The organism is Luteimonas sp. A537 (assembly GCF_054052065.1).
The window spans coordinates 73,989-88,632 of sequence record NZ_JBSVRH010000003.1; the positions used below are offsets into that span (position 1 = coordinate 73,989).

Here is a 14,644-nt window from a genome sequence, read left to right on the forward strand (position 1 = left end):
ATGCTGTCGCCGGTGCTGGCACGGACGCTCGCCGAGAGGCGGCCCTGGTTCAACCAGCGGGTGGTCGAAGCACGCCAGCGCCAGCCCGGCTTCGACCTCGATGCGCTGCGCGGATTCATCGGCCACGAACTCGACGTGCTGGCCGTGGCCGTGGCCGCCGCCGATCCGGACCGCGTGGGCGAGGCGGTGCAGGCCGGCTACGACATCGGCATCGAGCTGGTCGGGCAGGGGCTGCTGGGCCCGGGTACGCGCGAGCCCGGGCTGCGGCGCAGCTGGGAGCTGCTGGTGCCGGCCTTCGCCCGCCTGGCGGCCACCGCGCCGCGCGAGGTGCTCGCTGCGTTGGGCAATGCCGCGGTCCAGCTGGCTGCCGCACCCGGGGTGCGCATGGAACAGTGGATCGGCGACCTGGCCCGGGCGGCGCCCCGCTGCGCGGACGTCGAGCAGATGCGCCTGGCCGGGGCGGTCTGCGCCTGGCGCTCGGGCCTGGTCCAGCTGCGCGACGCGGCGCTGGATGCGGCCGGACGGCTGCCGGCGGACCTGGCCTCGGCCTGCCTCGGGCTTGCCGGGCACGCGCCGGTGGAAACCGAGCTGCAGCGCATGCGCGCCGATCGCTGGTACGTGCCCGGTGCGGTGCAGGCCCGTCCGCGCGTGCTGGGCGGCTTCGCCGGCTTCGGCGGCCCGTTCGCCGAGCCACCGCTGGTCCGTGCCGATGCGGCGGGCTTCGTCGTCCGTGCCGCTGATCGCACCCATGCGGTGGAGGCCGATGGCTTCGGCGCGGCGCTGGCGCCGGCGGCGGACGCGCGCTTCGACGCCGCGCAGCTCGTGCCGGAGCCGCTGCGGGGCCGCCCGGGCCGCGAATTCGTGACCGCGCTGGGCGTGCCGGAGGAAGACCTCCTGGGCCTGGTGCAGGGGCAGAGCATCGTGGTGGTCTCGCCGTGGTCGCACCGCGTCCTCGTGGGGCCGCGGCCGGCATGAGCGCGCCCGCCGACGACGCCCTGCTCGCGCGCTGGCAAGCCGCCTGGCCTCGGGCGCTCGAGGCCTGGAGCCGCTACACCCGCCTGCGCGATCCGCGCCTGTGCGCCTCCACCCTGGAAGCCGCGGAGGAAGGCCTCAGCGGCAGCTTCGCCATGATCCGGCTGGCCGACCAGCGCGTGGTCGTCGACCTCGAGCAGGTGCGCCGCCTGGGCCTGGGCGACTACGCCGTGGAGGTGCTGGCGCACGAGATCGGCCACCACGTGCTTGCGCCCGCCACCGTGACCGACCACGTGCGCCTGCTGGCCCGCCTGCGCGCCGCGCTGCCGACGCTGGAACGGCACGCGCCGATGGTGGCCAACCTCTACACCGACCTGCTGATCAACGACCGCCTCGCGCGGCAGGCCGGACTGCGCATCGCCGACATCTACCGGGCGATCGCGGCTGCGGCGCCGGCCAGCCCCGCGGACGGCGTGTGGGGGCTGTACATGGGCATCTACGAACAGCTCTGGAGCCTGCCGGCGGGCGCGCTGGGCGGAAACACCGACGATGCGGTGCTGCGTGGCAACGCCTGGCTGGGCGCGCGCCTGGTGCGCGCCTATGCCGGCGACTGGCTCGACGGCGCCGGAGCCTTTGCCGCACTGCTGCTGCCCTGGCTCGTCGACGGCGGGCAGGACCGGCGGCTGCAGGCGCTGATGGATACCCGGCATGCCGCGGCCGGCGGCGAGCCGGTGGGGGCCGGCGAGATCGAGGCCGGCGAGGCGGCGGGTGCGCTGCATCCCGCCTTCGACCCGCGGGTGACGGGTGATGAGGCCCGCGGTGCCGCGGGCGACGACGAAGCCGGAAGCACGGCCACCGACGCGACGCCGGCCGCGGTGGACGCGGTGGGCACGGTGCCGCAGCGGCAGCCTGGCCAGGCCCGGGAGCCGTTCGAATACGGGGAAATCCTCCGCGCCAGCGGCATCGAGCTCGACGACCACGCCATGGCCGTGCGCTACTACCGCGAGCAGGCGCTGCCGCACCTGGTGCCGTTCCCGGCACTGCGCCAGCCGGAGGCGGAGGAGCTGCATTTCGAGGGCGTCGAGCCCTGGCAGGTCGGCGACCCGCTCGACGAGCTGGACTGGATGCAGACGCTGATGCAGTCGCCCACCCCGGTGCCCGGACTGACGACGGTCCGGCGCAGCCTCGGCGCCGCCCCCGGTCACCAGCCCGAGACCCTGCCGGTGGACCTCGACCTGTACGTGGACAGCTCCGGCTCGATGCCCGATCCCCGGTGGCAGGTCTCCTACCTCGCCCTGGCCGGTGCCATCGTCAGCCTCTCGGCGTTGCGCAGCGGTTCGCGCGTGCAGGCCACGCTGTGGAGCGGAAAGCAGCAGGTGCTGCACACCGATGGCTTCGTGCGCTCGGAGGAGGCGATCCTGCGCGTGCTCACCGGCTTCTTCGGCGGCGCCACCGCCTTCCCCATCCATCGCCTGCGCGAGACCTACGCCTCGCGCGCGCCGACCGATCGCGCGGTGCACATCCTGCACCTGTCCGATGACGGCATCACCACCCTGTTCGACGACGACGAGCGCGGCAACAGCGGCTGGGACGTTTCCGCCCGCGCGCTGGCCGCCGCGCGCGGCGGCGGCACCATGGCCCTGAACCTGCCCGCGCCGCTGCCCGCAGGCCCCGATCCGGAGGCCGCCTGGCACTGGATGACCGACCTGCTGCGTGCGCGCCAGGCTGGCTGGGCGATCCATTCCATCCGCGACATGGAAGACCTGCTGGAATTCGCCCGCGCCTTCGCGCGGCGGCACTATGCGGCGTCCTCCACGCGTGTTTCCGCGAAGCCGTACGCATGAGCTTGAATCCCGGTCCTCCGCTCGAACGGCTGACGCGGCGCCTGATCGACACGCCGCGCGAATTCCTCGATCCGCCGCACATCGGCCGCAGCGGCCAGGTCGCTGTCGCCGCCCTGGTTACCGATCTCGTCGCGCTGCACGGCGACCGGGTGACGCTGGCCGGACTGGCGCCTTTCCGGGCCGATGCCGATGCCGACGCGGGCGCCCTCTCGCTGGTGGCGGTCGCCACGTGGTGGCTTGCCGACGAGGCCCTGGTGGCGCTGCGGATCCCCGCGGCCCGACTGCTGCCGGTGCTGGCCGATGCGGTCGCTGAACTGGCCGGCGAAGCCACGGCTGTCCGCTACGTGGAGCAGCCCGACCGCCGCGAGGAGTTCGTCCGCGTGCTGCTCGACCGCCTGGAGATGCGTCCGCAGGGCGAGACCCCGGCGCAGGCGCAGGACCGCCTTGCCAGCGTCAGCAGCGTCGAGCGCCGGCGCCTGCTGCAGGCCAGCCGCGCGGCCGAAAAGCGCGCGCGCGCGATCCGCGAGGCGCTGGCGCGCAAGGCCGCCGAAGAGTCGGCCGACAAGTGGTCGCGCGAATGAGCGCCGCCACCGACCAGGAGCGCTATCCGACGCTCACCGATGGCGGGCGCGCGATGCTGCGCAGGATGGTCGAGCATCCCAGCGCGCCGCGCTTCCGCAACCGCAGTGGCAACCGCCTGCTGGCGCACGAGGTCGAGGCGCTGCGCGAATTCGAGGCCGGGGTGCTGGCCGCCGGCCCGGAGGCGATCGGCGCCGCCGCGCCGGCGTGGCTGGACGCCTTCGTGGCCGGGGTGTTCGCCCGGGTCCCGCACTATCGGGCGCAGCCGCGGCGGCCGCGGTTCGAGGACATCCCGACCGTGGACCGCGGCGACCTCGCCGGCGATATCGCGCGCTTCGTGCCCGATGACGTGGCCCTGGACCGGCTGATCCAGTTCCGCACCAGCGGTACCACCGGCCATCCGCTGCTGATCGCCTCCCATCCCGTGGTCGCCGGGCGCTACCTGGCCTTCCACAAGCGCGCGCTGCGGCGCGCCGGGGTCGAGCTCCGGCATGGCGCGGGCCAGGTGGGTGTGGTGCTGCTGGGCCACCAGCGCCGCTGCTTCACCTATGTCTCGGTCACGCCGGCCATGGGCGAATCGGGGCTGGCTAAAATCAACCTGCATCCCGGCGACTGGCGCCACCCCGATGACCGCGGCCGCTACCTGGATGCGATGGCGCCGGAAGTCATCGCCGGTGATCCGATCTCCTTCGCCGAGCTGCTCGGCCTCGACTTCGGGCACCGGCCGCGCGCGCTGATGTCGGTGTCGATGGCGCTGTCGCCGGCGCTGCGCGAAAGGCTCGAAGCCCGCTTCGGCTGCCCGGTGCTCGACATCTATTCGATGAACGAGGCTGGCCCGGTCGCCTGCTTCGTGGCCGGGCTGGGCGGACACCTGCTGCTGCAGCCGCGGCTGTACGTGGAGGTGCTGGACGATGCGGGGCGGCCGGTCGCGGCGGGCGACCGCGGCGAGATCACGCTCAGCGGCGGCTTCAACTTCTGCCTGCCGCTGCTGCGCTACCGCACCGGCGACCACGGCGCGCTGCTGCGGACGCCCGAAGGCGTGGTGATCACCGGCCTGGAGGGACGGCGGCCGGTGCGTTTCCGCACCGCCGCCGGTGCCCGGGTCAACAACGTCGATGTCACCCACGCCCTGGCCGACGTGCCGCTGTCGCGCTTTACCTGCCACCAGGCCGCCGACTGCGCCATACACATCGGGCTGGCCGACGGCGAGCTGCACTGGGGCGACGCCGTGGCCGCGCGGCTGCAGGCGCTGCTGGGCGAACTGCCGGTGGCCGTGGCACCGCTTGCCGCCGGCGACAAGGTGCTGCAGTACTCCAGCGACGTCCCGGACACCCCGGCATGAGCGCGCTCGAGATCGCCGCCAATGCCGCCATCGCGGTGTCCATCCTGCTGGCGGCGCGCAACAGCCTGCATACCTGGTGGACCGGGATCATCGGCTGCGGATTGTTCGCCATGCTGTTCCGCGACGCGCGCCTGTATGCGGAAGTGGTGCTGCAGGTGTTCTTCATCGCCACCAGCCTCTACGGCTGGTGGCACTGGGCACGGGGCGCGGCCGGGCGGCAGCTGCCGGTCCGCCGGGCGCCGCTGGCCGGGATCGGCATCGCCGCCCTGGGCGCGGCGGCCGCGACCCTGGGCTATGGCCTGCTGCTGCATCGCTTCACCGATGGCCACGCGCCGTTCGCCGACTCGGCGGTGCTGATGTTCAGCGTCCTCGCCCAGCTGCTGCTGATGCAGCGGCGGGTGGAAACCTGGCCCTTCTGGCTGCTGGTGAACAGCATCGCGGTGCCGCTGTACGTCTCGCGTGGTCTGCAGCTGACGGCCCTGCTCTACGCCGGGTTCTGGATCAACGCCTGGTTCGGCTGGTGGCGTTGGCGGCGCCAGGCCGCGCAGGCATGAAGGCCTGGGGCACCGGCCTGGTGGTCGGCAAGTTCGCACCCCTGCATCGCGGCCACCAGCTGCTGCTGGACCAGGCGGCAGCGGCCTGCGAACGGCTGGTCATCCTGAGTTACACCCGCCCGGAGTTCCCCGGCTGCGGGCCGGCGCGGCGTGAGCGCTGGCTGCGGCAGCTGTATCCGCAGGCCAGCGTGCTGGTGCTCGACGACGCCCGCCTGGCGCGCTGGTGCGCGGACCGGGGCGCTGCGCGGCTGGCGCTGCCCGACAACGCCGCCGGCGACGAGACGCATCGCCGCTTCGTGGCCTCGGTGCTGCGCGAGATGCTTGGCCTGCGCGTGGATGCGGTGTTCACCAGCGAGGCCTACGGCCCGGGCTTCGCCCGTGCGCTGGGGGGGCTGCAGGGCGCGCCCGTGGCCCACGTCGAGGTCGACCGTGCCCGCGTGCGCGTTCCCGTCTCCGGCACCCGCGTGCGTGCGGATGTCCACGCCCACCGGCACCTGCTCGACCCGCGGGTCCATGCCGACTTCGTCGAGCGCATCGTCCTGCTCGGCGGCGAGTCCACCGGCAAGACCACGCTGGCGCGGGCGCTGGCGGCACGGCTCGGAACCACATGGGTGCCCGAGTACGGGCGCGAGCTGTGGGAGGCGCGGGGCGGGCGCCTGGAGTACGCCGACATGCTGCTGATCGCCCGGGCGCAGGTCGAACGCGAGGACGCGGCGGCCGCCGGCGTCGCCCGCTACCTGGTGTGCGACACCTCGCCGTTGACCACGCTGCTGTATTCGCAGGCGATGTTCGGGCGCGCCGATCCGGAGCTGGCCAGGCTGGCCGGCAGGCCCTATGCGCAGGTGTTGCTGTGCGAACCCGACTTCGGCTTCGTGCAGGACGGGACCCGCCGCGATCCGGAATTCCAGGCCGGGCAGCAGGCCTGGTACGGCCGTGAGCTCGCCAGCCGCGGCATCGCCTTCGAGCGCCTTCGCGGCCCGCCCGGGGATCGGTTGCGGCAGGTGGAGGAGGTGCTTGCGACCGGCGGCCTGCGAACGTCTGCGGTGGGCGGGCAGCGAACAAGGCCTGCCACCGCCGGTGGTCGATCAGGTGCTGGCGCTACGCCGTGAGCGGAAGACCTATCGCGAGATTGCACGGGTCCTGCCGGTCGGACTGAGCACGATCGCGCGCCTGATGCGTCGTGCGAAGCGGAGCGGGGACGACCTGGTCCGAGGTTCCGCAGCGCGCGGCGGCGGAGCTTACGGCGCCGCCTCCTCCGCGATGGCAACGGCCCGGTCGGGTGTGGCGACCGGCGGCAGCGGGCCAAGGTCGGCCAACTGCTTCCTGCCCTTCTGGGACAGCAGCCGCCGGGGCGTCGCGAGGTAGCCGGGGCCGGCGTCGAAGTCCATCGCCGAGAAGCGGTCGTCGACGCAGGGCTTGAGCCGGTCGCCCAGCTTGTACCGGTTGCCGCTCATCGCCATGTCCGCCGCGTTGGCCCGCAAAACGCGCTTGGCAGGGCAATGCGAATGGATGTTCGCGCCGGCGTGCATGTAGCCCTCCGGGCAGGTGGTCCACATCGCGCACATGATGTGGGCGTCGTTGGTCACCACCTGCACTGCGAACCGGCTGGAATCCCGGTTCTGGCAGACCAGGCCGCAGGCCTCGTGGCTGGTGCGTTCGGAGTGGTCGGCAAGCAACCGGCCCACGCGCCTGAGGAAGTCGAGCTGGTCCTCGCCGGGAGTGCTCTCCATGAGCACCAGCTCGCGCTCAGGGACGGTGCCGGCACCGACCGGGATCGGCGGGCCGCGGTAGATGATGCCCGGGCGCAGGAACAGCCACCAGGTGGCGACGGCGACCGTTGCCGCCACCAGCAGGACCAGCAGCCACGGCCACCAGCGCTTCATCCCGATGCGCGTTGCATGCGTCATGGCGTGTTGAACCCCTGGGTGCCCTGGCAGAAGGCCAGCATCAGCGCGCTGGCCATGTCCTGGTTGTTGTCCTGCAGGCCGGCCAGGTCCAGCGTGGCCCGGGCGAAGCCGGCCTGGCTGGCGCGTTCCAGCCATTTGCGCGCTTCGCGTGCGGCCCGGGCGTCGGTCGCATCCTCGTGCAGGGCCTCGCCCAGCAGGGTTTGTGCAATCACATAGCCGGCCTCCGCAGCCTGCTGCCAATGGCGCCGGGCCTGCGTGCGGTTGCGGGTCACGCCCGTCCCGCGGTCAAGCGCCAGGCCAAGGGTGGCCAATGCCCGCAGCTCCCCCGCATCGGCGTCGCGCCGCAGCAGGGCAAGGCCTTCGGTGGTCAGGCCCTGAAGGCCCGCCTCGACCGCACGCATCTCGGTGTTCCACAGACGCGAGGCCTCGGTGCGCTCAGGCGGACACATCGCATTCGGGCCCGCCCAGGCGCCTGCTGTACTGGCGAACGGAGAGTCCGCCGCAGCGGCCGGCTTCGGAGCGTGCAGGACCAGGGGGCCGTTGAGCTCACTGGCAAACCACGGACGCTGGCGTCCCTGGGTGAACGAATTCACCTGCGACTGCGTCGCCTGCATCAGCTCGAGCAGCGTCAGCCCGGGCTGCGCCAGGTTTTCGGCGAAGTACAGTGCGAACGGGCTGTTGCGCTTCTGGTGGCCCAGGCTCGCCGCGGAGTCGATCGCACGCTCGCCCGGGCGGGTGGAATAGGCCAGGAACGCTCCGTCGCCCAACTCTGGAACGCCCATGCCGCGTGATTGTCCTCCGCGCGCAGGCGCGTCGCGGCAGGCATCGATCACGGCCACCAGCGACCGGGGTCCGGCGGCGTTGATGTCCCGCAGTACCGTCGACAGGGGAAGCCCGCGCATGCGCACCGTGGCGCGATCAACCGTGGCCATCGACTGGCCGATGTCCACCGGCATCAGGAAGTTTTCGCCGCCCACCTCGAAGCCGTGGCCGGCGTAATAGAACAGCGCGATGTCCGCGCCCGCCGCATCCGCGGTGAAGTCGGCCAGGTCCTCGCCCAGGCTGCGGTAGCTGCCGTTGGTCGACTCCGTTACCTGGAAGCCGATCGCGCGCAGCTGGCCGCTGACCAGGCGGGCATCGGACACGGCCGCATCCAGCCGGTCCGCCCCCTGGTAGTCCGAAATTCCGATTACCAGCGCCACTCGTTTGCCGGCGGCATCGGTGGGAAATGCCAGCAGGCATCCCAGAAGCAGTACGGCCGCCTTGGGCAGCCACCATCGTCCTTGCATGCGTCCCCCTGTGACGCGAGCCCGGGTGCCCGGGTCGCCTGCGTCCAAGCGAAACCTTAGCGCAGGGGAGGAGGAATGGCGCGCCTGGAGGGATTCGAACCCCCGACCAATGGCTTCGGAAGCCACTACTCTATCCGGCTGAGCTACAGGCGCGCAGACCGTCATTTTCCACTATCTGGCGGATTGAAGCGAGGGGCGCGGGCACGGTCGTGGCGATGCGCTGCCGCGCTGCTGCGCCAGGCCGCCGCGGCAGCGCCCCGGCAGTACCATATCCGCCATGTCCTACGAACGTTTCGAGGCGCGCGCGCCCGCCGCGCCCACCTGGCGCGAGCGCCTGGGCCTGTACTGGACGCTGATGCGCGCGGACCGGCCGATCGGCTGGCTGCTGCTGCTCTGGCCGACCTGGTGGGGCCTGTGGATCGCGGCCGAAGGCGTGCCGCCGCCGTGGATCCTGTTCGTCTTCAGCGCCGGGGTGTGGCTGACGCGCGGCGCCGGCTGCGTCATCAACGATTACGCCGACCGCTGGCTGGATCCGCACGTCGAGCGCACCCGCGAGCGCCCGCTGGCCACCGGCGCCGTCCGCGGCCGCGAGGCGCTGGCGCTGTTCGCGGTGCTGATGCTGGCGGCATTTGCCCTGGTGCTCACGCTCAACCGGCTCACCATCCTGATGAGCGTCGTCGGCGTGTTCCTGGCCGCGACCTATCCCTACCTCAAGCGCTACACGCACCTGCCGCAGGTCTACCTGGGCATGGCCTTTGGCTGGGGCATCCCGATGGCCTTCGCCGCGGTGCAGGGCGAGGTGCCGGCGGTGGCCTGGGTGCTGTACGCGGCCAACATCCTGTGGTCGACGGCCTACGACACCTGGTACGCGATGGTCGATCGCGACGACGACATCAAGGTGGGCTCGAAGTCGACCGCGGTGCTGTTCGGCGACATGGACCTGGTGGCGCAGGGCGTGCTGTATGCGCTGACCTTCCTCGGGCTGGCGCTGGTCGGCCGCCAGGCGGGAATGGGCGCCTGGTACTGGGCCGGTCTCGGGGTGGCGCTGGTGCTGGTGGCGTGGCAGTTCCGGATCTGCCGCAACCGCGAGCGCGGGCCGTGCTTCCGGGCCTTCCTGCACAACCACTGGGTCGGGATGGTGGTGTTCGCCGGCATCGCAGCCGACTTCGCGCTGCGTGGGCCGCGGTGATCGTGGTGGCGTCACGGGTCCTGATCGGCGGGCGGACCGGACCGGCCATGACGTGGCGGAGGCATCGACTCTGGCCCAATGGCCGCTGCTCCCCCCGGCCCGGCTCCTGATGGCGCAGACACCCGACATCCCGCCGAATCCCGTGCAGCGCCCCTCGGCGCTGTCGGCGATGCGCTATCCGATCTTCCGCCAGGTCTGGTTCGCGAGCGCGTCCTCGAACTTCGGCGGCATGATCCAGTCGGTCGGTGCGTCATGGCTGATGATCTCGATCGCGAAGTCGGCCGACATGGTCGCCCTGGTGCAGGCCTCGGTCGCGCTGCCGGTGATGCTGTTCTCGCTGGTGGCCGGCGCGATGGCCGACAACTTCGACCGCCGCAGGATGATGCTGGGCGCGCAGCTGTTCATGCTGCTGGTGTCGGTGGCGCTGGCGCTGTGCACCTGGGCGGGGCTGGTCACGCCGTGGCTGCTGCTGCTCTTCACCTTCCTGATCGGCTGCGGCGCGGCCTTCAACGCGCCGGCCTGGCAGGCCTCGGTGGGCGACATGGTGCCGCGCGCGGAGCTGGCGGGCGCGGTGGCCATCAACAGCATGGGCTTCAACATCGCGCGCAGCGTCGGCCCGGCGGTCGGCGGCGCCATCGTCGCCGCCGCCGGGGCCGCCGCGGCGTTCGCGATCAACGCGGTGAGCTATGTCGCGCTGGTCGTGGTGCTGGCTCGCTGGCGGCCGGAGCCGAAGCCGCGGCTGCTGCCGCGTGAAGCGCTCGGCAGCGCGATGGCCGCGGGCGTGCGCTACGTGATGATGTCCCCGGTGATCCGCACGGTGCTGGGGCGCGCCTTCGTCTTCGGCCTGGGCGCGAGCGCGGTGATGGCGCTGATGCCGCTGGTTGCCAAGGACCTGGTCGTCGGCGGCCCGCTGACCTACGGCCTGCTGCTGGGCGCGTTCGGCCTGGGCGCGATCGGCGGCGCGATGGGCAGCACGCGCCTGCGCGGCGCGCTGTCGAACGAGGGCCTGGTGCGCTGGGCCTGCTTCGCATTCGCGATCGCGGCGGCGGGCGCGGCCATGAGCACCTGGCTGCCGCTGACGATGGCGGCGCTGCTGCTGGGCGGCGCGTCATGGGTGCTGGCGCTGTCGACGTTCAACGTGACGGTGCAGCTATCCACGCCGCGCTGGGTCGTGGCGCGCGCGCTGTCGCTGTACCAGATGGCGGCCTTCGGCGGCATGGCGCTGGGCAGCTGGCTGTGGGGCTTCCTCGCCGAGCATGGCGACGTGCGCATTGCCCTGGCCGGGGCGGCGCTGGTGATGGTCGCCTGCGCGCTGCTCGGCTTCTGGCGTCCGCTGGCCAGGCTGACCGAACTCAACCTCGACCCGCTCAGCCGCTGGAAGGAGCCCGCCACCGCGGTACCGGTGCAGCCGCGCACCGGGCCGGTGGTGATCACGATCGAATACCTGATCAACGAAGAGGACGTGCCGGAGTTCCTGCACGCGATGGCGGAGCGGCGTCGCATCCGCCGCCGCGACGGCGCCCGCAACTGGCGCGTGCTGCGCGACCTCGCCGATCCGCAGGTCTGGATCGAACGCTACGCGACCCCGACCTGGCTCGAGTACGTCCGCCACAACAGCCGCCTGACCCACGACGACGCGACCGTCCCGGCGCAGCTGCGCGCGCTGCACCGCGGGCCCGAGGGGCCGCGGGTGCGGCGGATGATCGAGCGCCAGCCCAGCGAGCTGCACACCGTGCCGACCTCCGGCCCGCAGGCCCTCACGGAGCCGGTGACGGTTCCGCGGAGTTCGTAGGAGCGCCCGTCGCGGAGGCTCCCGCTGCGCCGCGGCGCAGCGAACCTAAGGCGCGCGGGCGCAGATCCATGCATCCACGCGCTCCACGCCGGCATCGAACAGGGCGTCGGCGGCGGCGTGCAGGGTGGCGCCGGTGGTCATGACGTCATCGACCAGGGCGACGTGCGCTGGCGCGCCGTGCCCGGCCACGACGAAGGCGTCGCGCAGGTTGCCGATGCGGGCGTCGGCGTCCAGGCGCGACTGCGCCGAGGTGTTGCGGACGCGCAGCAGCAGCCCCGCGTGCACCGGCAGCGCCAGCGCCCGGCCCAGCGGGCGCGCGAGCTCAAGCGCCTGGTTGTAGCCGCGCTGGCGCAGGCGGGCACGGTGCAGCGGTACGGGCACCAGGACATCGGGCCGCGCGAGGCCGGCGAAAGAGGCGGCCATCGCCTGGGCCAGCAGGCGGCCGGCGGCAAGGTCGCGATGGAACTTCAGGCGCGGCAGCAGGCGGTCCAGCGGGAATCCGTAGAGGAAGGCGGCGTGGACTTCGGAGAGCGGCGGCGGGTCGTGCTGGCAGGCGCTGCAGAGGCGGGGTTGAGGGGTCCGGGCAGGCTGTGGCGGGATCGGGATCGGGATCGGGGTCGCAGCTGTAGCTGCTCCTGCGAGGGGGGCTGGCGTAGACAGCGGCATTGCGCAGGACAGGCAACAGGGCGGCATCCACGGCAGGCCGGCTTCGCAGTCGGGGCACAGGTCGAGGCGGCCGCGGGCCGGTTCCCCGCAGACCAGGCAGCGTGGCGCCCACAGGCAGCGGCCGAGTCGGCCGAACCAGCCGTCAACCGCGATGGCCTGCGCGAGGTTGACAGGTGCAGGCATGCTTTCCAGACTGCCCGGTCAGCTCCGCAAGCGCCTTCAGGAACACGCCATGCCCGCCGTCAGTGAATTCCGCGCCGGTGACGCCGCCGCCCCGCGCCACGACTGGACCCGCACCGAGGTGGAGGCGCTGCTTGACCTGCCGCTGCCCGAACTGCTGTTCCGCGCCGCCAGCGTCCACCGCCAGGCCTTCGACCCGGCCGAGGTCCAGGTCAGCACCCTGCTGTCGGTGAAGACCGGCGGCTGCCCCGAGGACTGCGCCTACTGCCCGCAGGCCCAGCGCTACGACACCGGCGTCGACGCGCAGAAGCTGATGGAGACCGACGCGGTGCTGGAGAAGGCCCGCCAGGCCAAGGCCGCCGGCGCCTCGCGTTTCTGCATGGGCGCCGCCTGGCGCTCGCCCAAGGACCGCGACATCCCGAAGGTCGCCGCCATGATCGCCGGCGTGAAGTCGCTGGGGCTCGAGACCTGCGCCACGCTCGGCATGCTCACCGGCAGCCAGGCGCAGGCGCTGAAGGACGCCGGCCTCGACTACTACAACCACAACATCGACACCGATCCCGAGAACTACGGCGCGATCATCCGCACCCGCGACCTGCAGGACCGGTTCGACACCCTGGAACACGTGCGCGACGCCGGGCTCAAGACCTGCTGCGGCGGCATCGTCGGCATGGGCGAGACCCGCCGCCAGCGCGCCGGTTTCCTGCAGACCCTGGCGACCATGCCGGCGCACCCGGACTCGGTGCCGATCAACCGCCTGGTGCAGGTGGAAGGCACGCCGCTGCACGGCACCGCCGAGCTCGATCCCTTCGAGTTCGTGCGCACGATCGCGGTCGCCCGCCTGCTGATGCCGAAGTCGATGGTGCGGCTGTCGGCCGGCCGCGAGCAGATGTCCGACGAGCTGCAGGCGCTGTGCTTCAGCGCCGGCGCCAACTCGATCTTCCACGGCGAGAAGCTGCTGACCACCGGCAACCCCGACGTCGCCCACGACCAGGCGCTGTTCGACCGCCTGGGCCTGCGCGCGATGGCGATCACCGTCGATGCCGAAGGCCACGACCACGGCGGCACCGTGCACGCCGACATCGTCGACCCGCAGCCGCGGACCTGCGTGGCCTAGGGGCGCGCCATGGCCGCCAAGCGCCCCGATCTCCGCCGCCGCGCCCAGGCACAGCGCGCCGAGGCGCTGGCCCACGACCTGGTGCGCAGCCGTCGCGTGGTCGGCCGCCGCGACGGCGTGCGCATGGAGATCGACGGCCGCTGGCTGCTGAATTTCTGCGGCAACGACTACCTCGGCCTGTCGCAGCAGTTCCAGGTGGTCGATGCGATGCAGAGCGGTGCCGCCCGCGACGGCGTCGGCGGCACCGGCTCGCACCTGGTCAGCGGCCACCATGTCGCCCACGACGCGCTTGAGCGCGAGGTCGCGGACTGGCTCGAAGTGCCACGCGCGCTGGTGTTCGGCAGTGGCTACATGGCCAACCTTGCCGTGCAGCAGGCGCTGCTTGGCGACGGCGACACCAGCGTCCAGGACCGCCTCAACCACGCCAGCCTGATCGACGGCGCGCGCCTGGCCGGCTGCCGCCTGCGCCGCTATCCGCACGCCGACGCCGAGGGCGCGCTGCGCCAGCTGCGCTCGGTGCCCGAAGGCGCCGCGATGCTGGCCACCGACGGCGTCTTCAGCATGGACGGCGACGTTGCCCCGCTGCGCCAGCTGGCCTTGGCCGCGCGCATGCAGTCGGCGCTGCTGTACGTCGACGATGCCCACGGCATTGGCGTGCTCGGTCCCGGCGGCCGCGGCAGCGTGGCCGACGCGCGCCTGGGCGTGGCCGACGTGCCCCTGCAGCTGGTCACCCTGGGCAAGGCCTTGGGCAGCTACGGTGCGGTGGTGGCCGGCGACGTTGATCTCATCGACCACCTTGCCGGCACTGCGCGTCCCTATCTCTATACGACCGCGCTGCCGCCGCCGCAGGCCGCCGCGGCACTGGCGGCGGTGAAGCTCGCGCGCCGCGAGCACTGGCGGCGCGAGAAGCTGGTCGCGCTGGTGCAGCGCTTCCGCGAGGGCATGCAGGCGCTGGGCTTCGAGCTGCCGCATTCGGAGACGCCGATCCAGCCGGTGCCTTGCGGCGACAACGCGCGCGCGCTGGACATGGCCGCAGGCCTGGAGGCCGAGGGCTTCCGGGTGGCCGCGATCCGTCCGCCGACCGTGCCCGAGGGCCGCGCACGCCTGCGCGTGACCCTGTGCGCCGCGCACGGCGAAGACCAGGTGGACGCGCTGGTGGCCGCGCTTGCCCGCGTCCGCGACCACGTCGACGCCCGCGCGGCCTGATCGCGCT

General features: G+C 72.7%; 13 protein-coding genes and 1 tRNA gene. 10 read left to right on the plus strand and 4 right to left on the minus strand.

All coding sequences use genetic code 11. The annotated features are described in order from the left end of the window. The 6 genes from ACW7GZ_RS07980 to ACW7GZ_RS08005 are packed head-to-tail and all read left to right on the plus strand — an operon-like array spanning position 1 to position 6,400. A complete protein-coding gene (locus ACW7GZ_RS07980; RefSeq protein WP_457008675.1) occupies positions 1–975 on the plus strand; it encodes a hypothetical protein in 975 nt (324 codons plus the stop codon). Continuing rightward, positions 972–2,816, plus strand: coding sequence for a hypothetical protein (locus tag ACW7GZ_RS07985; protein WP_457008677.1), 1,845 nt, complete (start codon positions 972–974; stop codon positions 2,814–2,816). The genes ACW7GZ_RS07980 and ACW7GZ_RS07985 overlap by 4 nt, the downstream gene beginning before the upstream one ends. Further along, complete coding sequence (locus ACW7GZ_RS07990) at positions 2,813–3,397, plus strand: hypothetical protein (protein WP_457008679.1); 585 nt, start codon at positions 2,813–2,815, stop codon at positions 3,395–3,397. The genes ACW7GZ_RS07985 and ACW7GZ_RS07990 overlap by 4 nt, the downstream gene beginning before the upstream one ends. After that, on the plus strand, positions 3,394–4,737 hold the full coding sequence (locus ACW7GZ_RS07995; RefSeq protein WP_457008681.1) for an AMP-binding protein: 1,344 nt from the start codon (positions 3,394–3,396) through the stop codon (positions 4,735–4,737). Before ACW7GZ_RS07990 ends, ACW7GZ_RS07995 begins: the two co-directional genes overlap by 4 nt. Further along, positions 4,734–5,291, plus strand: coding sequence for a nicotinamide riboside transporter PnuC (gene pnuC / locus ACW7GZ_RS08000; protein WP_457004125.1), 558 nt, complete (start codon positions 4,734–4,736; stop codon positions 5,289–5,291). The genes ACW7GZ_RS07995 and pnuC overlap by 4 nt, the downstream gene beginning before the upstream one ends. Next, the gene (locus ACW7GZ_RS08005) at positions 5,288–6,400 is read left to right on the plus strand and encodes an AAA family ATPase (RefSeq protein WP_457008683.1); all 1,113 of its coding nucleotides are present in this window, start codon (positions 5,288–5,290) and stop codon (positions 6,398–6,400) included. The genes pnuC and ACW7GZ_RS08005 overlap by 4 nt, the downstream gene beginning before the upstream one ends. 129 nt (positions 6,401–6,529) lie before the next feature. Here the strand turns inward: ACW7GZ_RS08005 and ACW7GZ_RS08010 are convergent, their stop codons facing one another. From ACW7GZ_RS08010 to ACW7GZ_RS08020, 3 genes are all read right to left on the minus strand, one after another. Further along, positions 6,530–7,198 carry a hypothetical protein gene (locus ACW7GZ_RS08010; RefSeq protein WP_457008685.1) on the minus strand — a complete coding sequence of 223 codons (669 nt, stop codon included), beginning with the start codon at positions 7,196–7,198 and terminating at the stop codon, positions 6,530–6,532. Further along, a complete protein-coding gene (locus tag ACW7GZ_RS08015; protein WP_457008686.1) occupies positions 7,195–8,487 on the minus strand; it encodes a caspase family protein in 1,293 nt (430 codons plus the stop codon). Before ACW7GZ_RS08015 ends, ACW7GZ_RS08010 begins: the two co-directional genes overlap by 4 nt. Positions 8,488–8,563: 76 nt before the next feature. After that, positions 8,564–8,640 (minus strand) — tRNA-Arg (locus ACW7GZ_RS08020). A 124-nt stretch (positions 8,641–8,764) separates the two neighbouring features. Here ACW7GZ_RS08020 and ubiA point away from each other — a divergent pair. Continuing rightward, a complete protein-coding gene (gene ubiA / locus ACW7GZ_RS08025) occupies positions 8,765–9,676 on the plus strand; it encodes a 4-hydroxybenzoate octaprenyltransferase (protein ID WP_457004130.1) in 912 nt (303 codons plus the stop codon). A 109-nt stretch (positions 9,677–9,785) separates the two neighbouring features. Beyond that, positions 9,786–11,468, plus strand: a complete 1,683-nt coding sequence (locus ACW7GZ_RS08030; protein ID WP_457008688.1) for an MFS transporter — start codon at positions 9,786–9,788, stop codon at positions 11,466–11,468. A 45-nt stretch (positions 11,469–11,513) separates the two neighbouring features. Here ACW7GZ_RS08030 and ACW7GZ_RS08035 read toward each other — a convergent pair whose 3' ends face one another. Further along, the gene (locus tag ACW7GZ_RS08035; RefSeq protein ID WP_457008690.1) at positions 11,514–12,317 is read right to left on the minus strand and encodes a double zinc ribbon domain-containing protein; all 804 of its coding nucleotides are present in this window, start codon (positions 12,315–12,317) and stop codon (positions 11,514–11,516) included. Between the two features lie 49 nt (positions 12,318–12,366). Between ACW7GZ_RS08035 and bioB the strand changes: the two genes are divergently transcribed. Beyond that, complete coding sequence (gene bioB / locus ACW7GZ_RS08040) at positions 12,367–13,431, plus strand: biotin synthase BioB (RefSeq protein ID WP_457004136.1); 1,065 nt, start codon at positions 12,367–12,369, stop codon at positions 13,429–13,431. A 9-nt stretch (positions 13,432–13,440) separates the two neighbouring features. Then, positions 13,441–14,637, plus strand: a complete 1,197-nt coding sequence (gene bioF / locus ACW7GZ_RS08045; RefSeq protein ID WP_457008692.1) for an 8-amino-7-oxononanoate synthase — start codon at positions 13,441–13,443, stop codon at positions 14,635–14,637. The last annotated feature ends 7 nt before the right edge of the window (positions 14,638–14,644 follow it).

Excerpts from the sequence above, each read along its gene's own strand:
- ACW7GZ_RS07980 (WP_457008675.1), top strand. The coding sequence starts at position 1 with ATGCTGTCGCCGGTGCTGGCACGGACGCTCGCCGAGAGGCGGCCCTGG.
- ACW7GZ_RS07985 (WP_457008677.1), top strand. The coding sequence starts at position 972 with ATGAGCGCGCCCGCCGACGACGCCCTGCTCGCGCGCTGGCAAGCCGCC.
- ACW7GZ_RS07990 (WP_457008679.1), top strand. The coding sequence starts at position 2,813 with ATGAGCTTGAATCCCGGTCCTCCGCTCGAACGGCTGACGCGGCGCCTG.
- ACW7GZ_RS07995 (WP_457008681.1), top strand. The coding sequence starts at position 3,394 with ATGAGCGCCGCCACCGACCAGGAGCGCTATCCGACGCTCACCGATGGC.
- pnuC (WP_457004125.1), top strand. The coding sequence starts at position 4,734 with ATGAGCGCGCTCGAGATCGCCGCCAATGCCGCCATCGCGGTGTCCATC.
- ACW7GZ_RS08005 (WP_457008683.1), top strand. The coding sequence starts at position 5,288 with ATGAAGGCCTGGGGCACCGGCCTGGTGGTCGGCAAGTTCGCACCCCTG.
- ACW7GZ_RS08010 (WP_457008685.1), bottom strand. The coding sequence starts at position 7,198 with ATGACGCATGCAACGCGCATCGGGATGAAGCGCTGGTGGCCGTGGCTG.
- ACW7GZ_RS08015 (WP_457008686.1), bottom strand. The coding sequence starts at position 8,487 with ATGCAAGGACGATGGTGGCTGCCCAAGGCGGCCGTACTGCTTCTGGGA.
- ubiA (WP_457004130.1), top strand. The coding sequence starts at position 8,765 with ATGTCCTACGAACGTTTCGAGGCGCGCGCGCCCGCCGCGCCCACCTGG.
- ACW7GZ_RS08030 (WP_457008688.1), top strand. The coding sequence starts at position 9,786 with ATGGCGCAGACACCCGACATCCCGCCGAATCCCGTGCAGCGCCCCTCG.
- ACW7GZ_RS08035 (WP_457008690.1), bottom strand. The coding sequence starts at position 12,317 with ATGCCTGCACCTGTCAACCTCGCGCAGGCCATCGCGGTTGACGGCTGG.
- bioB (WP_457004136.1), top strand. The coding sequence starts at position 12,367 with ATGCCCGCCGTCAGTGAATTCCGCGCCGGTGACGCCGCCGCCCCGCGC.
- bioF (WP_457008692.1), top strand. The coding sequence starts at position 13,441 with ATGGCCGCCAAGCGCCCCGATCTCCGCCGCCGCGCCCAGGCACAGCGC.